This is a genomic window from Kitasatospora sp. NPDC127067 (assembly GCF_042724755.1).
GTDB lineage: Bacteria > Actinomycetota > Actinomycetes > Streptomycetales > Streptomycetaceae > Kitasatospora > Kitasatospora lactacystinica.
This window is the reverse complement of the sequence record NZ_JBHXEM010000016.1, coordinates 98,983-117,185: the sequence shown is the minus strand read 5'-3', so window position 1 is coordinate 117,185 and position 18,203 is coordinate 98,983. Positions and strand designations below refer to the sequence as shown.

17 protein-coding genes are annotated in these 18,203 nt (G+C 74.1%); 9 read left to right on the top strand and 8 right to left on the bottom strand.

Annotation, left to right across the window (positions count from 1 at the left end; translation table 11 throughout):
- From ACFWJ4_RS09960 to ACFWJ4_RS09940, 5 genes are all read right to left on the bottom strand, one after another.
- On the bottom strand, positions 1–191 hold a 191-nt coding region (locus ACFWJ4_RS09960), incomplete at its 3' end, for a hypothetical protein (RefSeq protein WP_380541409.1).
- Positions 192–202: 11 nt separating this feature from the next.
- The gene (locus ACFWJ4_RS09955) at positions 203–424 is read right to left on the bottom strand and encodes a hypothetical protein (RefSeq protein WP_380541407.1); all 222 of its coding nucleotides are present in this window, start codon (positions 422–424) and stop codon (positions 203–205) included.
- Positions 417–1,454, bottom strand: a complete 1,038-nt coding sequence (locus tag ACFWJ4_RS09950) for a LuxR C-terminal-related transcriptional regulator (protein ID WP_380541404.1) — start codon at positions 1,452–1,454, stop codon at positions 417–419. The genes ACFWJ4_RS09955 and ACFWJ4_RS09950 overlap by 8 nt, the downstream gene beginning before the upstream one ends.
- On the bottom strand, positions 1,444–2,433 hold the full coding sequence (locus ACFWJ4_RS09945) for a LuxR C-terminal-related transcriptional regulator (protein WP_380541401.1): 990 nt from the start codon (positions 2,431–2,433) through the stop codon (positions 1,444–1,446). The genes ACFWJ4_RS09950 and ACFWJ4_RS09945 overlap by 11 nt, the downstream gene beginning before the upstream one ends.
- Positions 2,434–3,082: 649 nt before the next feature.
- Positions 3,083–4,192 (bottom strand): TDT family transporter, encoded by a 1,110-nt coding sequence (locus tag ACFWJ4_RS09940; RefSeq protein WP_380541398.1) that lies wholly within the window; start codon positions 4,190–4,192, stop codon positions 3,083–3,085.
- A 71-nt stretch (positions 4,193–4,263) separates the two neighbouring features.
- Here ACFWJ4_RS09940 and ACFWJ4_RS09935 point away from each other — a divergent pair, with 71 nt between their 5' ends.
- Both ACFWJ4_RS09935 and clpB read left to right on the top strand, forming a co-directional pair.
- Positions 4,264–5,190, top strand: coding sequence for a LysR family transcriptional regulator (locus tag ACFWJ4_RS09935; RefSeq protein ID WP_380541395.1), 927 nt, complete (start codon positions 4,264–4,266; stop codon positions 5,188–5,190).
- A gap of 98 nt (positions 5,191–5,288) precedes the next feature.
- A complete protein-coding gene (gene clpB / locus ACFWJ4_RS09930; RefSeq protein WP_380541392.1) occupies positions 5,289–7,895 on the top strand; it encodes an ATP-dependent chaperone ClpB in 2,607 nt (868 codons plus the stop codon).
- 142 nt (positions 7,896–8,037) lie between these two features.
- Here the strand turns inward: clpB and ACFWJ4_RS09925 are convergent, their stop codons facing one another.
- Positions 8,038–8,322: a helix-turn-helix domain-containing protein gene (locus ACFWJ4_RS09925; protein WP_380541389.1), complete on the bottom strand. Its 285-nt coding sequence runs from the start codon at positions 8,320–8,322 to the stop codon at positions 8,038–8,040.
- A gap of 403 nt (positions 8,323–8,725) precedes the next feature.
- On the opposite strand from ACFWJ4_RS09925, the gene ACFWJ4_RS09920 reads away from it, so the two are divergent.
- The 6 genes from ACFWJ4_RS09920 (at position 8,726) to pyrE (ending at position 15,217) form a co-directional block, all read left to right on the top strand.
- Entirely contained in the window at positions 8,726–9,283 is a 558-nt protein-coding gene (locus tag ACFWJ4_RS09920; protein ID WP_359897728.1) for a YbjN domain-containing protein, read from the top strand.
- Positions 9,284–9,403: 120 nt separating this feature from the next.
- Positions 9,404–10,564, top strand: coding sequence for a pyridoxal phosphate-dependent aminotransferase (locus ACFWJ4_RS09915; protein WP_380541387.1), 1,161 nt, complete (start codon positions 9,404–9,406; stop codon positions 10,562–10,564).
- Positions 10,565–11,065: 501 nt separating this feature from the next.
- Entirely contained in the window at positions 11,066–11,605 is a 540-nt protein-coding gene (locus tag ACFWJ4_RS09910; RefSeq protein WP_380541384.1) for a DUF2617 family protein, read from the top strand.
- 154 nt (positions 11,606–11,759) lie between these two features.
- Positions 11,760–13,406, top strand: a complete 1,647-nt coding sequence (locus ACFWJ4_RS09905; protein ID WP_380541381.1) for a polyamine aminopropyltransferase — start codon at positions 11,760–11,762, stop codon at positions 13,404–13,406.
- Between the two features lie 198 nt (positions 13,407–13,604).
- Positions 13,605–14,636: a hypothetical protein gene (locus ACFWJ4_RS09900; RefSeq protein ID WP_380541379.1), complete on the top strand. Its 1,032-nt coding sequence runs from the start codon at positions 13,605–13,607 to the stop codon at positions 14,634–14,636.
- Between the two features lie 44 nt (positions 14,637–14,680).
- Positions 14,681–15,217: an orotate phosphoribosyltransferase gene (gene pyrE, locus ACFWJ4_RS09895; protein ID WP_359897723.1), complete on the top strand. Its 537-nt coding sequence runs from the start codon at positions 14,681–14,683 to the stop codon at positions 15,215–15,217.
- An 88-nt stretch (positions 15,218–15,305) separates the two neighbouring features.
- Here pyrE and ACFWJ4_RS09890 read toward each other — a convergent pair whose 3' ends face one another.
- Positions 15,306–16,028, bottom strand: coding sequence for a VTT domain-containing protein (locus ACFWJ4_RS09890; protein WP_359897722.1), 723 nt, complete (start codon positions 16,026–16,028; stop codon positions 15,306–15,308).
- Positions 16,029–16,456: 428 nt separating this feature from the next.
- Between ACFWJ4_RS09890 and fbaA the strand changes: the two genes are divergently transcribed.
- Entirely contained in the window at positions 16,457–17,479 is a 1,023-nt protein-coding gene (gene fbaA, locus ACFWJ4_RS09885; RefSeq protein WP_380541376.1) for a class II fructose-bisphosphate aldolase, read from the top strand.
- A 114-nt stretch (positions 17,480–17,593) separates the two neighbouring features.
- On the opposite strand, the gene ACFWJ4_RS09880 is transcribed toward fbaA, so the two are convergent.
- Positions 17,594–18,013, bottom strand: a complete 420-nt coding sequence (locus ACFWJ4_RS09880; RefSeq protein WP_359897720.1) for a DUF3151 domain-containing protein — start codon at positions 18,011–18,013, stop codon at positions 17,594–17,596.
- Positions 18,014–18,203: the final 190 nt, after the last annotated feature.

Genomic DNA, 18,203 nt, shown 5'->3' with positions numbered 1-18,203 from the left:
CACCGCCCCCGGGGCGCCCGCTCCCCCCCACCGGCCCGGCTGCTCCCCCGCGGGGTGCGGCCGGGGGCGCCCCGCCGGCCGATCTGCTCGTGGGCGGCGGGCTCCACCGAAGTGGCCGCCAGGGCAACCCGATCCACGACCTGTGCCTGCTGCCACTGTTGGTCGAAGACCCCGACCAGGCAGGCCGGCATCGCGGGGTCCTCTACGACAGCGACGACCGTGTTGTCGGGAGCCGCCGGGGATCCACCGCACTGTCCGAACCGTCCACCAACTGCGGTACCGGCAGCCCGAGTTCCACCAGCCGGCGGAGCGCCGACCCGTCCTCCGCGCCGACTTCGGCCGCCCGCACCCGGCCGCCCTCGCGCAGGACGGCGAGGTGGAGGGCGCGGGCGGCGGTGAGCGGGGTGGCGGGCGTGTCAGTCATGGTGCTCGCCCCGCAGCCGCCAGCCGAGGTGGAAGAGCGTGTGGGCGCCGTAGCGGTCGCGCAGCCGGGAGATGTGGGCGGCGACGGTGCGTTCGCTGACGCCCAGCCGGGTGGCGACGGCCCGTTGGGTGAGACCGCGGGCGAGCAGCCTTCCGATCCGCACGGTGGTGACGGACGGCGGGTCGAGGTGGCGGCCGGCGGGGGTGGCGCGGGCCCAGTCGCGTTCGAACTGGGCGGCGAGGTAGGCGACGGTGGTGGGGTCGGTGAGGAAGGCGGCCCGGCTGAGGTCCTCGGCGGCGGGGATGACGGCCACCGCGCGGTCGAAGACCAGCACCCGCTCGTAGGGCTCGGCGAGGACCCTCACCTGGGCGCCCTGCCCGGTGCGCAGGACGACCTGGCTCCGCACGGCGGCGTCGGCGAGGGTGACCGGCTGGTAGAGGGTGCGCAGCGAGCAGCCGCGGCGGAGCAGCGAGAGGTCCTGGGCGAGGGCCATCCGGAGTCCTTCGAGCGGCCGCGGTCCGGGCTGGGCGGCCAGGACCTCCTCCCGGCACTCCGAGACGAGTTCGCTGACCCGCCCGCGGACCTCGGCGGCGCCGAGGACGGTGCCGTCGACGGTGCCGCCGAGGGCGACGGCCGGGGAGCCCGTGGCCGGGGTGCCGGCAGAACCAACGGCCCGGGAACCGGCAGTCCGGGAACCGACGGCCCGGGAACCGGCCGCCGACGGCCCCCCGACCGGGCTGCGGGCCTCGTCGTAGGCGCGGGACAGCGGCCCGAGGGTGCCCGGGAGCCGCTCGGCGTGCCGCAGCAGGCGGACGGCGCGGGTGCGCAGTTCGAGGCCGATCCGGTCGCCGAGGGCGCGCGGGCTGGCGGCGGTCCAGCCGGTGGCGGTGGGGGTGAGCAGGCCGCGGGCGACGAGGGCGGCCAGGGTGGGTCGGTCGGCGGGTGCGAGGTCCTCGGGGCGCAACCGACCGCCGCCCCGGACGGCGGCGAGGTAGAGGGCCCGCTCGGCCGGGCCCGGCTCATCGGTCATCGCGGGCGCCTCGCATCAGCCAGCCGAGCTGGAAGAGGGTCTGCGCGCCGTAGCGGTCGCGCAGCCGGGAGATGTGGGCGGCGACGGTGCGTTCGCTCAGGCCCAGCCGGGTGGCGACGGCGCGCTGGGTGAGGCCGCGGGCGAGCAGCCTTCCGACCCGGTCGGGGATGGTGCGGGCGGGTACCTGGCCGAGGGCGGCGGCCTCGGCGGTGTCGGCGCGCGCCCAGTCGCGTTCGAAGGTGCCGACCAGGTAGGTGATGGTGGCCGGGTCGGTGATGAAGGCGGCGGTGCTGTTGTCGTCGTTGGCGGAGATCACGGCGACGGAGCGGTCGAAGACGATCAGCCGCTGGAAGGGCTCGTCGAGCACCCGGATGAGCGAGCCGTGCCGGATGACCTCCTCGGCGTAGGCGAGGGCGGGCGGGTCGGCGAGCGCGACCGGCTGGTAGATGGTGCGCAGCGAGCAGCCGCGCTGGAGCAGTTGGACGTCCTGGAGGAGGGCGACCTGGAGGGTGTCGGCGGGCCGGTGGCCGGGCTGGGCGGTGAGGACCTCGGAGCGGCAGTCGGAGACCAGTTGGGAGATCCGCTGGCGGATGTGGACGTGCCCCTCGACGTGGACGGCGCCGCCGGCCCGGTCGGTCGGGCGGGGCATCGCGTCGTAGGCCCGGGTGAGGCCGTCCAGGGCGCCCGGGAGGTTCTCCGCGCGGACCAGCAGCCGGGTGGCCTCGCTGCGCAGTTCGGCGCCGAGGCGGTCGCTGACCGATCGCGGGCTGACCGCGGTGTAGCAGCGGTCCATCCGGTTGACCATCAACAGGCCGATGTCGATGAGTTGTTGGAGCGCTCCCCGGTCGACGTCGGCGACCTCGCCGGTGGGGACGCGGCCGCCCTCGGCGATGATGGCCAGGTAGAGCTGCCGGGCGGCCTCGTCGGGCTCCTCGCCCACGGGCCCGTGGTGCGGTGTGACCGCCGGTTCCGCCGTCACGTCGCACTCTCCCTGCCGGACGCCTCTCCCCTGGTCTGCCCGTGCTCCCCGCCGCACGAGCCGTGGCACCGGTGGGCCCGACGGGCTCACGGTACCGGTGGGCCGGTACGGCGTGATCATGGATCAGGCGGTCACGGTACCGGGTGGGACGGCGGACCCCGGGCCCGGGTGCCGTCGCACGCCGGGTCGTCCGGGGGCCGCCATCGGTACGCCAGTCAAGGCGCTCCCGTCGAGGCGGAGCAGCAACGCCTCGACGGGTCCGGTCCGGGGGCCATCACCACACATGGACCCCGGCCCGGCGCTCTTCCCCCCCGTTCCACCGGCGCGGGATGTCGCACCTGCGGTCAGTATCGAAGAGCGTGTCGCCACCATCGGGCTGCGGTGCCCGGACGACTTGGCGTGTCTCCACCCTCACAGCGTGACGGCCGGTGAACAAGTGCCGCCCGAGTGCATGTTCGCGCAATTGCAGCTACCTGCATCCGGCCGCGGGCGCGACGGTCCGGCCGGCGGGGTGGATTCCGGTGGAACCGGGGCGGGCCGGGGGCGTCGGCGCCACCCGGCAGCACCGTTGCCCGGCCGTGCGCGTTCCTGCACCGGCCGCACGCTCCTGAGCTGCGCGTTCACGCAGGCCCGGGGGTCCGGCGCCGCCTCAGCGGGCCAGCAGCCGGCCCCGTGCCAGCCCGGCGGCGGTGCCGCCCGCGGCGAGCACCCAGGCGAGCGCCAGCAGCAGGTACAGGCCGACGGCCAGGCCGCTGAAGCCCCCGAAGCCGGTGTGCCGGGCGAGCGCGGAGGCTCCGGTGACGCAGGTGCCGACCGGGAAGGTGTACGCCCACCAGGTCATCGCGAACGGCATCCCGGCCCGCCGGGCCCGCAGGTTGGCGGTGAGCGCGACGGCCAGCCAGAGCATGGCGACGCCGATCACCGCCACGCCGTACAGCTCGGCGAGGTCGACCATGGCGGGTGCCAGCGCGGGCAGCACCGGGCGGGCGGCGTCGGCGAGCTGGTGGACCGCGGTGACGGACTGGCCGAGCGGGCCGAGCACCAGGAACAGCGAGGGGGTGAGCGCCAGGGCGGGCAGTTTGCTGTGGAGCAGCCCGGTGAACACCACCGGCAGCAGCACCAGGGTGGCCAGCAGGCCGATCCCGAACAGCGCCCAGCAGCCGTACAGCATGGCCTGCTGGGCCGTCCCGGCCGGCAGGTGGGGGACGAGCGCGGGACCGCAGGCGGAGGCGACCAGCGGGGCGACCACGGGCAGCAGCCAGGTCGGGTTGGCCTCCAGGGCGGAGAGCCGGTGCCGGGTGATCATCAGGTACGGGATGCCGCCGGCCACGGCCAGCGCGTACAGGGTGCCGAGGCTCCACAGCACCGCGTCCAGGGCGACCGCCGGGCCGGTGCCGATGACCCGGGAGCCGAGCAGCAGGGTGCCCAGCCCGACCGCCAGCAGCGCCATCGGCGGGCAGCCGTAGAAGACCGCGGTGGCCGGGTTGTCCAGCAGCTGGGCGCGGGCCGCCTCGCGGTGCCGGGTCAGGTGGACCAGCCGGGCCCCGGCCAGCACCAGCAGGGCGGCCAGCGCGAGCGCCCACATCACCTCGCCGAAGGCGGTCAGCCCGGGCGGCCGCACCGGCAGCACGGCGGCGCCGTTCGCCAGGATCGCGGTGCCCATCACGGCGGCGTACCAGTTGGGGCCGAGTTGGGCGAGGTCGGGCCGGCGGCGAACGGCGGGGCGGGCGAGGGGGCGGATACCGGCCAAAGTGGACATGTCCCCACCGTCACCCGGAAGGCCGGGCGGCCGGTAGCGCCGGGGCTTCTATGGGGGCATAGCCTGAACCTATGGCCCTCTCCCCGCACGTCCCCGAACTCGGCGCCCTGGAACTGCTGCTCGCGGTGGCCCGGCTGGGCAGTGTCGGACGGGCGGCGGCCGAGCTGGGCGTCACCCAGCCGACCGCCAGTGCCCGGATCAAGGGCATGGAGCGGCAGGTCGGCGTCCCGCTGCTGGACCGCTCGCCCCGGGGCAGCCGGCCGACCGAGGCGGGCCGGCTGGTGGTCGAGTGGGCCCGGCAGGTGGTGGAGGCGGCGCAGGCGCTGGACGCCGGGATCGACGCGCTGCGCGAGCGGCGGGACGCCAAGCTGCGGGTGGTGGCCAGTCTGACGGTCGCCGAGTACCTGATGCCCGGCTGGCTGCTGGGCCTGTCCGAGGCCAGCCCGGGGACGGCGGTGACGCTGCGCACGGCGAACTCGGCGGAGGTCGCCGGGCACGTCCTGGACGGGGACGCCGACCTCGGCTTCGTCGAGGGCCCCACCACCCCACCCGGGCTGGCCGGCGTGGTGGTGGCCGCCGACCGGCTGGTGGTCGTGGTGGCGCCCGGGCACCCGTGGGCGCGCCGCCGCGCCCCGCTGACCGGGGCCGAGCTGGCGGCCACCCCGCTGGCGCTGCGCGAGCCCGGCTCGGGCACCCGGGAGGTGCTGGAGATGGCCCTGCGGCCGTACGGGGGCGTGGCGCGGCCCCGGATGGAGCTGGCCTCGTCCACCGCGCTGAAGGCGGCGGCGATGACCGGGGCGGGGCCGGTCTGCCTGAGCGAGCTGGCGGTGACGGAGGAGCTGGCCACCCGGCGGCTGGTCGAGGTGCCGCTGGTGGCGGAGCTGGACCTGCGGCGGCCGCTGCGCGCGGTCTGGCCGGCCGGGCAGCGGCCGGGCGGGCCGGCCCGGGAGCTGCTGGGGCTGACCCGGCGGTCGGTCAAACGTTCACCGAGAAGTTGAGAGGGAAGCCGGAAAAAGAAAGTTGAGCGGAATAGACTCAACTTAGTGCATGCTGTACGCAGCAGAAGTGAAGGACGACGAGGGAGGACCCCCCAGCAGTGGACGCCAGCAAGTTCACCACCAAGACGCAGGACGCCCTGTCCGCCGCGATCCGGCAGGCGGGCGCGGCCGGCAACCCGGACGTCAGGCCGGTGCACATCCTGATCGCCCTGCTGGAGCAGCCCGAGGGCATCGCCCGGCCCCTGCTGGAGGCGGTCGGGGCCGACATCGCCCGGGTCGACGCCGAGGCCCGCCGCCAGGCGGCCGCGCTGCCCAGCGCGATGGGCTCGACGGTCGCCGCGCCCCAGCTCGCCCGGGACACCGTCGCGGTGCTCACCGAGGCCGGCAGGCGCGCGAGCGACCTGGACGACCAGTACGTCTCCACCGAGCACCTGATGGTCGGCCTGGCCGCCGAGGGCGGCCAGGTGGCCGAGCTGCTGGCGCACCAGGGCGCCGCGCCGAAGGCGCTGCTCGCCGCGTTCAAGGACGTCCGCGGCAGCGGCCGGGTCACCTCACCGGACCCGGAGGGCACCTACAAGGCACTGGAGAAGTACGGCACCGACCTCACCCAGGCCGCCCGGGACGGCAAGCTCGACCCGGTGATCGGCCGCGACCACGAGATCCGCCGGGTGGTCCAGGTGCTCTCCCGCCGGACGAAGAACAACCCGGTGCTGATCGGCGAGCCGGGCGTCGGCAAGACCGCCGTGGTCGAGGGCCTGGCCCAGCGCATCGTGGCCGGCGACGTGCCGGAGTCGCTGCGCGGCAAGCGGCTGGTCGCGCTGGACCTCAGCGCGATGGTCGCGGGCGCCAAGTTCCGTGGCGAGTTCGAGGAGCGGCTGAAGGCCGTCCTGAACGACATCAAGGCCTCCGACGGCCAGGTCGTCACCTTCATCGACGAGCTGCACACCATGGTCGGCGCGGGCGCCGGCGGCGACTCCGCGATGGACGCGGGCAACATGCTCAAGCCGATGCTGGCCCGTGGCGAGTTGCGGATGGTCGGCGCCACCACGCTGGACGAGTACCGCGAGCGGATCGAGAAGGACCCGGCCCTGGAGCGCCGCTTCCAGCAGGTACTGGTCGGCGAGCCCAGCGTGGAGGACTCGATCGCCATCCTGCGCGGCCTCAAGGGCCGGTACGAGGCGCACCACAAGGTGCAGATCTCGGACGCCGCCCTGGTCGCCGCGGCCACCCTGTCCAACCGCTACATCACCTCCCGCTTCCTGCCCGACAAGGCGATCGACCTGGTCGACGAGGCGGCCTCCCGGCTGCGGATGGAGATCGACTCCTCCCCGGTCGAGATCGACGAACTCCAGCGCTCCGTGGACCGGTTGCGGATGGAGGAACTGGCCCTGGAGAAGGAGTCGGACCCGGCCTCGGTGGACCGGCTGGCCCGGCTGCGGCGCGATCTCGCCGACCGGAACGAGCAGTTGAGCGTGCTGACGGCGCGCTGGGAGCAGGAGAAGAAGAGCCTCAACCGGGTCGGCGAGCTCAAGGAGCGGCTGGACGACCTCCAGGGCGCGCTCGAACGCGCCCAGCGCGACGGGGACTTCGAGCGGGCGTCCAAGCTGATGTACGCCGAGATCCCGGCCGCCGAGGCGGAGCTCGCCGAGGCACAGGAGCGCGCCGCAGGCCAGGACACCTCCGCCTCGATGGTCAAGGAGGAGGTCGGCCCGGACGACGTGGCCGACGTGGTCGCCTCCTGGACGGGCATCCCGGCCGGCCGGCTGCTGGAGGGCGAGAGCGCCAAACTCCTGCGCATGGAGGAGGAGTTGGGCCGACGCCTGATCGGCCAGCAGGAGGCCGTGCAGGCCGTCTCGGACGCGGTGCGGCGCACCCGCTCCGGCGTCGCCGACCCGGACCGCCCGACCGGCTCCTTCCTGTTCCTCGGCCCGACCGGTGTCGGCAAGACCGAACTCGCCAAGGCCCTGGCCGACTTCCTGTTCGACGACGAGCGGGCGATGGTCCGGATCGACATGAGCGAGTACGGCGAGAAGCACACGGTCTCCCGCCTGGTCGGCGCCCCGCCCGGGTACGTCGGCTACGAGGAGGGCGGCCAGCTCACCGAGGCCGTCCGCCGCCGCCCGTACAGCGTGGTGCTGCTGGACGAGGTGGAGAAGGCGCACCCGGAGGTCTTCGACGTCCTGCTCCAGGTGCTGGACGACGGGCGGCTCACCGACGGGCAGGGCCGCACGGTGGACTTCCGCAACGCCATCCTGATCCTCACCTCCAACCTGGGCAGCCAGTACCTGGTGGACCCGGCCACCCCGGAGGAACGCAAGCGGGAGCTGGTGCTGGGCGCCGTCCGGTCCGCGTTCAAGCCGGAGTTCCTCAACCGGCTGGACGACATCGTGGTCTTCGAGCCGCTGGGCACCGGCGAGCTGAGCCGGATCGTCGACCTCCAGGTGGCCCGCCTGGGCGAGCGGCTGCGGGAGCGGCGGCTCACCCTGGAGGTCTCCGCGGCCGCCCGCGACTGGCTGGCGCTCACCGGCTACGACCCGGCGTACGGCGCCCGCCCGCTGCGCCGGCTGGTGCAGTCCGCGATCGGCGACCAGCTGGCCCGGGCGATCCTGTCCGGCGCGGTGCACGACGGGGACACCGTCCTGGTCGAGCAGGACGAGGCGGGCGACCGCCTGACCGTCCGCGGCCGGGGGCCGCTGGAGAAGTAGCACCGCCGGGCGTCCGGCACCCGGGCCGCCCCTTCCGCTCCGGCGGCGGGGGCGGCCCGTTCCGCGCCCGCGGGCCGCGCCGGGCCCGTCACCCGGCCGCCGGGGCGACCGCCGTCACCGCGCCGCCGTCACTCCACCGCCGTCACTCAACCGCCGCCCGTCGCAGCAGCCGCCGCGTCCGGTCCCGCCGGCTGCGCGCCAGCCGGTGCAGCTCGGCCACCTGGACGTCCGGCAGGCTCCAGGCCTGGGTCAGCAGCCTGAGCGTGGACACCCGCGGACAGGACACCCCCCGCTCCAGGTCCCGGATCGACCGCACGCTCAGCCCGGTCGCCTCGCCCAGCTGCTCCTGCGTCATGCCCCGGTCCAGCCGGATGCTCCGCAGCAGCGCCCCGAGCGTCGCGCCGTCCCCCGTCGCCGCTCCACCCACTCCTGTTCCCCCTCAATTCCGGACAGTCCACCTCAGGACAGCTCAACTCCCCCGGCCGGGCCGGGATTTGATCGATGCGAGTTCCGTCGCACGCTAACCGCATCCGGCCGGGACGGCAGCCGAACCAGCGCGCCGGGCGCGTGACGTGGCTCACGCGCGCCCCTCCGCGGGCCCACACCCCACCGGGGTTCCCACCCCCGCCCCGGGCCCCGCACACCCTCGGTGACCGACACCCTTCCCACCGCCGCCGGAGCCGCCGGACGACGGCGGGAGGAACGCCCGACGAAGATCGACGCGCCCCTCGGCCGCCCCTGTGAGCGGAGCCCCGGATGAGGCAGGATGGGAGGTGGAAAGGGCGGCCTCTCATTGCCGGCCACCACGTGCACTGAGGAAGAGGACCCCCATGAGCATCGACCCGTCGTCCATCCCGTCCTTCGGCGTTCCCCAGGGCGGCCAGCCCGGCGGCCAGGGCGGGCGGCCGGCCGGCCCGCCGCCGATCGTCGTCCCGGACCAGGCCCTGGTCACCCAGCTGCTGGACCAGATGCAGCTCAAGCACGTCGTGGACGAGGAGGGCGACCTCACCGCCCCCTGGGAGGGCTTCCGCGTCTACTACATGTTCCGCGGCGAGCAGAAGGAGCTCTTCGCGGTGCGCGCCTTCTACGACCGCGCCTACCCGCTGGAGAAGAAGGGCGAGATCCTCGACCTGATCGACGAGTGGAACCGCGAGACCCTCTGGCCCAAGGTCTACACCCACACCCACGAGGACGGCGTGGTCCGCCTGATCGGCGAGGCCCAGATGATCGTCGGCACCGGCGTCAACCTGGACTACTTCGTCACCACCACCGCCAACTGGACCCAGGCCGCGGTCGGCTTCGAGCAGTGGATCGTCGAGCGCCTCGGCCTCCAGAACGAGATCGAGGGCGAGGACGGCGAGGGCACCGAGGGCACCGACGAGGCCTGATCCCGTCCCGGCACTCCGGTCCGGCCCGCCACCGCCCTCCGCGCCGGTGGTGGGCCGTTCTTGTCCCCGGCCCCCGGCTGACCCAGGATGGCCCTGACGACGAGCCGTGAGGAGTCACCGATGGGTACCAGGCCGCTGCTGAACCGCCGACTGACCGGGATGGGCACGACGATCTTCGCCGAGATGTCGGCCCTGGCCACGGCCACCGGCTCGATCAACCTCGGCCAGGGATTCCCCGACACCGACGGGCCCGAGGAGGTCCGCGAGGCGGCCGTACGGGCCCTGCGCGACGGCCGGGGCAACCAGTACCCGCCCGGCCCCGGCATCCCCGAGCTGCGCACCGCGATCGCCGATCACCAGCAGCGCTTCCACGGCCTCGCGTACGACCCGGACACCGAGGTGCTGGTCACCGCCGGCGCCACCGAGGCCATCGCCGCCACCCTGCTGGCCCTGCTGGAGCCCGGCGACGAGGTGATCGCCCTCGAACCCTTCTACGACTCCTACGCCGCCTGCATCGCGATGGCCGGTGCCACCCGGGTGCCGCTCACCCTGCGGGCGCCGGCCTTCCGCCCCGACCTGGACGAGCTGCGCGCCCTGATCACCCCGCGCACCCGGCTGCTGCTGATCAACACCCCGCACAACCCCACCGGCACCGTCCTCACCGCCGAGGAGCTCGCCGCCGTCGCCGCGCTCGCCGTCGAGCACGACCTGCTGGTCGTCACCGACGAGGTCTACGAGCACCTGGTCTTCGGCGCCGTCCACCACCCCCTCGCGGCCCTGCCCGGCATGCGCGAACGCACCGTCACCATCTCCTCCGCCGGCAAGACCTTCTCCTTCACCGGCTGGAAGGTCGGCTGGGTCACCGCGAGCCCGGACCTGGTCGCGGCCGTGCGCACCGCGAAGCAGTACCTCACCTACGTCAGCGCCGGCCCCTTCCAGTACGCCGTCGCCGAGGCCCTGCGGCTGCCCGACACGTACTTCGACACCCTCCGCGCCGACCTGCTGCGCAAGCGCGACCTGCTGCTCGGCGGCCTCACCGCGGCCGGCTTCCGGGCCTTCACCCCCGAGGGCACCTACTTCGTCACCACCGACATCACGCCGCTCGGCGAGAAGGACGGCATCGACTTCTGCCGTGCCCTGCCCGGCCGTTGCGGCGTCGTCGCCATCCCGAACGCGGTGTTCTACGACGACGTGGAGGCCGGCCGTAGCCTGGTCCGCTTCACTTTCTGCAAAAAGGACGAGGTCCTCCAGGAGGCTGTCACCCGCCTGCGGCGCCTGTGAGGGGCCGCACGCCCCCTTTCGCGCCCTTCGAACAGGGATGTCCGTGATCCGACACCAGTGCTGATGGATCATCAACTTCCTTGATCGGCTTGCTTGTTTGCCACCATTGCGGCAATCCTTCCGAGCATCCGGGCACTCCCCCGCCGCCCTCCACGCCCCGCGCCTGGAGGGCGGCGGTGTGTGATGCGCCCGGACAGCGCACACCCGGCGCGCACGGCGCACGATCCGGTGATAGGGGCGCGCGCTGTGCAGACTCGTACACGGGCTCGATCAGAGCCGGGAAGCAGGTGTGCTCGAAACGGTGAATGCTTGACAAAGTTGGGTAAATCACCGGCGGACCCGGCGTATTCGTGCTTCTCTGCTGCTGAATCTCCAGCCGGAATCCTTCCTTCCACGGTCGGCCGCGCCCAGGGCCGCACAGCCACGAACAGCCTCGCCATCGCCTAGGCCTACTCGCTGCTGCTCGGCGGGCGCGCACGGAGCTGAAACGCGGAGCCGAGCATGCTCACCACACTGCAGACCTCCTACACGGACACCCGGGCGGGTGACCTCGCCTGGTGCCTCGGCGGCGACCCGCTGCCCGCTCTCGCCGTCCGCGACCTGAGACTCGACGGGGGCGGCCACCCGGGCACGCCCGGCACCCTCCAGTTGCGCCTGCTGGGCGCCTCCCACCAGGTGGTGATCGACGCGGGCCCCGGCCAGTGCCTGGAGACCGTCGCCTGCCTGCCCGGCCGCCGCACCCCGCTGCCGGCCCGGGTGGCCAAGCAGGTCGGCGGCTGGGAGTACGAGTTCGCGGCCCGGATCGAGGCGCTGCCGCCGCACGACTTCGCGGCCCGCGCCCAGGAGCTGCTGGCCCTGGTCGAGGGGCACCCGCGGGGCCTCGCCGGGGTCTTCCCGGGCGACCCGAGCGCCTTCACCGCGCTGGTCACCCAGGGCGGCGCGGACCGGCTGCTCTGGCGCACCTGGCACGCCTACCCGCAGGAGGGGCAGCTGGTGTGCACCCGCTCCTCGCTGGTGGTGACCGGGGTGGCCGGGGCATGACCGCCGGAAGTCCGGACCGGAACACCGATCCGGCCGTAGGCCGCCCGGCCCAGGCCTACGAATCGTACGCAGGAACGGTTCGTCAATCCGACGTCGCTCACTGTCCGTCGGATGGGCGCATCCATCCGTCCCGCACGTCCCCTAGCGTTTGTTCGTGATCAACCATCCGACCGGTCCGCCCGCACGCCCGCGAGTGGACCTCGACGACGGCGCCCCACCCCGGCCCGGGCGAGGCCTCGCCCCACTCCCGCCCGCCCGCCGTCGGTCCCGGCTGCGCTCCAGCCCCCGGCTCGCCCGCCTGACCGTCCTGCTGGCCGCGTTCGTCTGCGCGGCCTGCGGACTCGTCTACGAGCTCGAACTCGTGGCGCTCGGCGACTACCTGCTCGGGGACACGGTCACCCAAACCTCCGTCGTGCTCTCCGTCATGGTGTTCGCGATGGGCCTCGGCTCACTGCTCGCCAAACGGTTCACCAGCCGGCCCGCCACCGCCTTCGCCCTCGTCGAGTGCGCGCTCGCACTCACCGGCGGACTCTCCGTCCTCGCGCTCTACTCCTGCTGGGCCTGGATCGGCCGCTACCAGGCCGCCATGGTCGGCCTCACCTGCCTGATCGGCGTCCTGATCGGCGCCGAGATCCCCCTGCTGATGACCCTCATCCAACGGATCCGGCGCGAGGACGCCGGACGCGCCGTCGCCGACCTGTTCGCCGCCGACTACGTGGGCGCGCTGATCGGCGGCCTCGCCTTCCCGTTCCTGATCCTGCCCGCCCTCGGACCGGGCGACGGCGCCCTGCTCACCGGCGCCGTCAACGCCGTCGCCGGGGCGGCCGTGGTGCTCTGGCTGTTCCGCGAGGAACCCGCCCCCCGGATCCGACGGCTGCTCTGGGGCGGCTGCCTGCTGGTCCTCGCCCTGCTCGCGACGGCCGCGGCCGGCTCCGACGCCGTCGAGCGCGCCGCCCGGCACGCCCTGTACGGCGACCAGGTCCGCTACGCCACCCGCAGCCGGTCCCAGGAGATCGTGCTCACCGGCCCCGCCGAGGGCCCCCTGCGGCTCTACCTGGACGGCCGGCTCGCGGTCTGCGGACCGGACGAGTACCGGAGCAGCGAAGGCCTGGTCCACCCCGCCATGGCGGCCGGCCCGGACGCCCGCGTCCTGCTCCTCGGCGGCGGCGACGGGCTCGCCCTGCGGGAGGTGCTGCGGCACCGGGGCGTGCGCACCGTCCGGCTGGTCGACGCCGACCCCGCCCTCCCCCGGCTCGCCCGCACCGACCCCGGGCTCGCCGCCCTCGGCGGCCGCTCGCTGGACGACCCCCGGGTCCGCACCACCGCGGCCGACCCGCTGGCCTGGCTGCGCGGCGCAGGCGCCCCCGGCGGGGACGGACCGTACGACGTGGTGCTCGCCGACCTCCCGGCACCGGCCGACGGCGGGCCGGTCAAGTTCCACTCCCAGGAGTTCTACGGCCTCGCCGCACGGCTGCTCTCCCCCGGCGGCCGGATCGCCGTCCGCGCCGGGAACGACCTGGACGGCCTCTGGCAGATCGAGTCCGGTCTGCGGACGACGGGCCTGCAGACCGCCCCGTACGCCGTCCCGGGCAGCGCCACCGCCGCCTGCCGCCCCGGCCCGCCGGACGACCCCCAGAACTTCCTCCTCGCCGCCGCCACCCGGCCCCCGCTCACCCTCGCCCCCGACGCCCCGTCGCCCCGCGCCCTGACCCCCGACGCCCTCCACGCCACCACCGCCCACCTCACCGCCCTCCGCCCGGCCCACCCCCCGGCGGCCCTCACCCTCCTCGGCCCCCGCTGAGGCCGCCCGGCCCCCGCCGAGGCCACCCCGGGGAACCGTCTTCTCGGAAGCCCCGGCCCGCGCCCGTGGCGGGCCCGGACGGGTGCCCGTGCGGGCGGCCGCGGCGATGGTGCGACGGCCAAGGGAACAGGTGGGGCGGGGAAAATCCGGTGGTGGTGGGTAGGGACCGGGCGCGGCCCAGTCGGTAGGCTCCGTGACATGGAGCATGAGGTTCTCGTCCCGTTGTCCGCCGAGCCGGTCCGGCAGGCCTTGCAGGATCCGGCGCTGCTGGCGCGGAGTGTGCCGGGGCTGAGCACCGAGCCGGCCGCGGTCGGCGCCGGTGCGGCCGAGGAGATCGGCGGCCGGCTGAAGCTGCGGATCGGCGGCTCCACGATCACGTACAAGGGCGTGCTGTCGCTGATCGGGGGCCGGGAGGGCGTGCTGACCGTGCTCGCCGAGGGCGAGGAGGCCCGGGGCACCGGTGAGGTGACCGCCACCGTCCGGGTCAGCGTCGCGGACGGCGCCGAGGACGGCACCGCGGTGATCCGCTTCACCGGCGACCTGAGCGCCACCGGCCGGCTGACCGAGTTCGACGAGGAGACCCTCGACGCCACCGGCCGCCGCCTGCTGGACCGGTTCGCCGCCGCGCTGGTCGCCCCGGAGGGCGAGCAGCCGCAGGACCAGGACCAGGAGGAGGACGCCGAACAGGACGGGTCCGGGAACGCCGGGGCCGACGCCGGTGTGGTCTTCATCGAGGACCGCCAGGACCAGCCCGGCGACGACCTGGACGACGACCTCTCCGACCTGATCGCCTTCTCCGACGCCGACGCCGAGCGCTTCGGCCTGCCCACCGGCTCCGCCGACGACGAGGACGAGGACGAGGACGAGGAGGACGACGTCGAGGACGGGGCCGCGGACGGCTCCGCCGAGCAGGACGGCGTCGCCGAGGAGCTCCCCGCCGAGCCGCTCTTCGCGTACGAGGAGGAGCCGGTGCTCAGCGGCCCGGTGCGCCGCAGCATCGTCGGCCGGTCCGCCGAGGAGGTGGACCACGCCCCGCCGCGCGGCCCGTACGCCCCGGCGCTGCCCGCCCGCAGCGCGCGGGCCCGGGCGGCGTCCCGCTGGGGCGGCGAGGCCGGCGGGATCGTGGTGCCGGGCACCGGCGGCCGCAGCGCGGTGCCGTGGGTGATCGGCGGCTCGGTAGCCCTGCTGGGCGGTGCCGTGGTGCTGGTCAGGGCGCTGCGCCGACGCTGAGCCCGGAGCGCCGCGGGAACCGCCAGGGCCTAGACTGAACGCTCATGAGCAACGACCGCGACGCCCTGCTGGCACAGATCAAGGACAAGGCCGTCGTGCACGGCAAGGTCACCCTCTCCTCCGGCAAGGAGGCCGACTACTACGTCGACCTGCGCCGGATCACGCTGGACGGCGTGGCCGCCCCGCTGGTCGGCCGGGTGATGCTGGACGCGACCTCGCACCTGGACTACGACGCCGTCGGCGGCCTGACCCTGGGTGCCGACCCGGTGGCCGCCTCGATGCTGCACGCCGCCGCCGCGCGCGGACAGCAGCTGGACGCCTTCGTGGTCCGCAAGACGGGCAAGGCGCACGGCCTCCAGCGCCGGATCGAGGGCCCGGAGGTCAAGGGCCGCCGGGTGCTGGCCGTCGAGGACACCTCCACCACCGGCGGCTCGGTGCTGACCGCCGTGGAGGCGCTGCGCGAGGCGGGCGCCGAGGTGGTCGGCGTCGCGGTGATCGTGGAGCGCGGCGGCGCGGCCGCCGTGGAGGCCCAGGGCCTGGAGTACGTGACCGCCTACACCCTGGACGACCTGGGTCTCTGATCCCGTCCGGTACGACGAACGACTGAGGGCCGGTGCTGTTTCACGTGAAACAGCACCGGCCCTCGCCCGTGTCCGGAGCGCCGGGAGCTCAGCCCCGCCGGTGCCGGCCGCCGCCGGCCTGGACCTGGCTCTCCTCGTCGACCTCGGCGCCGATGCCGGCCCGCTTCTTCTTCCGCTCGCGCATGATCTCGACCAGGATCGGCGAGATCGACAGCAGGACGATCAGCAGCACCGCCGGGATCAGGTACTTGTCGATCACCGGGGCGAGCGCGTCGCCGAAGAAGTAGCCGATCAGCAGCATGGACTCGGTCCACAGCACGCCGCCGATCACGTTCCAGAGGAAGAAGGTCCGGGCGGGCATCTCCAGGGTGCCGGCGACCGGGTTCAGGAAGGTGCGGATGATCGGCATGAAGCGGGCCAGCACCACGGCCTTGCCGGAGCCGAACTTGTTGAAGTACTCCTCCGCCTTCACCACGTAGTCGCGTCGGAAGATCTTCGAATCGGGCTTGTCGAACATCTTCGGCCCGACCTTGGCGCCGATCAGGTGCCCGAGCTGGGCGCCGGCGATCGCCGCGATCGGGCAGCCGATCAGCAGGACGGCGATCGGCAGCTTGGCACCGTCGCCGAGCACCGAGGAGGCCGCGTTCGAGGCGGCGACACCCGCGAGGATCAGCAGCGAGTCGCCCGGGAAGAAGAAGCCGACCAGCAGGCCGGTCTCCGCGAAGATGATCGCGATCAGCCCGATGGCGCCGAGGGACGAGATCAGGGATTTGGCGTCAAGCAGGTTGACGGCCAGCTGGTTGTAGTCCACGGGCGCAGGATAGCGGGCGCACCGTGCCGACCACGCGGGCGCACCGTGCCCACGACCCGGGCGCACCGTGCCCACCACGCGGGCGCACCGTGCCCACCACGCGGGCGCACCGTGCCGACGGCGCCCGGCGGGGGACGCCCCCCGGCTGCCCGCCGTAGCCGCCCGCGGCCGCCGTGCGCCCGTGCCGTGCGCCGTTCCGCATGGCGGGCTCCTGCTGACCCGCGGGCACGAGTCTGGGAAGATGGCACAGGCGTCCGGTCCGCGGTGGCACACCACCCTCATGGCCGTACCGCGCAGGTCGCCGCGAACGTGCCGGAGAGCCACACCGCAACGCCGCGCGTCGGCGGGCCGGCACGGAGTCGTCACGAAGGCGTACACAGCGTCGGACAGCACCGTCCGTACGCCGCAACCCGACAGGAGCGGATCGCATGCCCATCGCAACTCCCGAGGTCTACAACGAGATGCTGGACCGGGCCAAGGCGGGCAAGTTCGCCTACCCGGCCATCAACGTCACGTCGTCGCAGACGCTGCACGCCGCACTGCGTGGTTTCGCCGAGGCCGAGAGCGACGGCATCATCCAGATCTCGACCGGTGGCGCGGAGTTCCTGGGCGGCCAGCACAACAAGGACATGGTGACCGGCGCCGTCGCGCTCGCCGAGTTCGCCCACATCGTCGCCGCCAAGTACGACGTCACCGTCGCGCTGCACACCGACCACTGCCCGAAGGACAAGCTGGACGGCTACGTCCGCCCGCTGCTGGCGGTCTCCGCCGAGCGCGTGGCCCGGGGCGAGAACCCGCTGTTCCAGTCGCACATGTGGGACGGCTCGGCCGAGACCCTCTCCGACAACCTGGGCATCGCCCAGGAGCTGCTGGCCCAGGCCGCCGCCGCCAAGATCATCCTTGAGGTCGAGATCACCCCGACCGGCGGCGAGGAGGACGGCGTCACCCACGAGATCAACGACGAGCTGTACACCACCGTCAACGACGCCGTGCGCACCGCCGAGGCGCTGGGCCTGGGCGAGAAGGGCCGCTACCTGCTGGCCGCCTCCTTCGGCAACGTGCACGGCGTGTACAAGCCGGGCAACGTCGTGCTGAAGCCCGAGCTGCTGCGCGAGCTCCAGGACGCGATCGGCAAGCAGTACGGCAAGACCGACCCGTTCGACTTCGTCTTCCACGGCGGCTCGGGTTCGAGCGCCGAGGAGATCGCCACCGCGCTGGAGAACGGCGTCGTGAAGATGAACCTGGACACCGACACCCAGTACGCCTTCACCCGCCCGGTGGCCGGCCACATGTTCGCCAACTACGACGGCGTGCTGAAGGTCGACGGCGAGGTCGGCAAGAAGAACACCTACGACCCGCGCACCTGGGGCAAGCTGGCCGAGGCCGGCATGGCCGCCCGCGTGGTCGAGGCCGCCGAGCAGCTGCGTTCGGCGGGCAAGCGCCTGAAGTGAGTCCCGCGCCCGAGGCGGGGCCCACGGCCGCGTGAGCCCCGCCCTCCGGGCGTGACGTGACGAACGGGTGCCCCCGGCGGAGACCGCCGGGGGCACCCGTGTGTCCGGGGGTGTCTACTGCTTGAGCTCCGCGTACGCCTCCGCGCTGCTGTCCTTCAGGAACTGCCAGCAGCGGGTCTCCTCCTCGGTCTCCTTGATCGCGCCGGCCGCCCGGGCGAGCGCCGCCAGGCAGCGCAGGAAGCCGCGGTTGCCGCGGTGCTCCCACGGCACCGGGCCGTGGCCCTTCCATCCGTTGCGCCGCAGCGCGTCCAGGCCGCGGTGGTAGCCGGTACGGGCGTAGGCGTACGACTCGACGTACCGGCCGGCCGCGTAGGCGTCGTCGGCGAGCATGGCCCAGGCCAGGCAGAAGACCGGGAACTCGGCCGCCACCTGGGTGGGGGAGGCCGACTCCTCCGCCAGCATCCGGTAGGGCCGCTCCTCCTCCGGGAGGAGAGTGGGTTCGGGACCGTCGAGAAGGTTCCTGTGAATCGCCATGCCCTGAAGTCTGCCACCCGAGACGCAGGGGTCAACCGCCGTCCCCGGCGGGCGCCCGTCCCGCGACGCCGAAGTCACATACGAGGCGTGTGGACATTCACCCGTTCGCCTGCCACTGTGAAGATCATGTCCGCAGCCCGATCCGTCGGCCGGCGCACCGCACCGCCCCGGAAGGGCGGTCGCCGACGCC

Excerpts from the sequence above, each read along its gene's own strand:
- ACFWJ4_RS09955 (WP_380541407.1), bottom strand. The coding sequence starts at position 424 with ATGACTGACACGCCCGCCACCCCGCTCACCGCCGCCCGCGCCCTCCAC.
- ACFWJ4_RS09950 (WP_380541404.1), bottom strand. The coding sequence starts at position 1,454 with ATGACCGATGAGCCGGGCCCGGCCGAGCGGGCCCTCTACCTCGCCGCC.
- ACFWJ4_RS09940 (WP_380541398.1), bottom strand. The coding sequence starts at position 4,192 with ATGTCCACTTTGGCCGGTATCCGCCCCCTCGCCCGCCCCGCCGTTCGC.
- ACFWJ4_RS09935 (WP_380541395.1), top strand. The coding sequence starts at position 4,264 with ATGGCCCTCTCCCCGCACGTCCCCGAACTCGGCGCCCTGGAACTGCTG.
- ACFWJ4_RS09920 (WP_359897728.1), top strand. The coding sequence starts at position 8,726 with ATGAGCATCGACCCGTCGTCCATCCCGTCCTTCGGCGTTCCCCAGGGC.
- ACFWJ4_RS09915 (WP_380541387.1), top strand. The coding sequence starts at position 9,404 with ATGGGTACCAGGCCGCTGCTGAACCGCCGACTGACCGGGATGGGCACG.
- ACFWJ4_RS09910 (WP_380541384.1), top strand. The coding sequence starts at position 11,066 with ATGCTCACCACACTGCAGACCTCCTACACGGACACCCGGGCGGGTGAC.
- ACFWJ4_RS09900 (WP_380541379.1), top strand. The coding sequence starts at position 13,605 with ATGGAGCATGAGGTTCTCGTCCCGTTGTCCGCCGAGCCGGTCCGGCAG.
- pyrE (WP_359897723.1), top strand. The coding sequence starts at position 14,681 with ATGAGCAACGACCGCGACGCCCTGCTGGCACAGATCAAGGACAAGGCC.
- fbaA (WP_380541376.1), top strand. The coding sequence starts at position 16,457 with ATGCCCATCGCAACTCCCGAGGTCTACAACGAGATGCTGGACCGGGCC.
- ACFWJ4_RS09880 (WP_359897720.1), bottom strand. The coding sequence starts at position 18,013 with ATGGCGATTCACAGGAACCTTCTCGACGGTCCCGAACCCACTCTCCTC.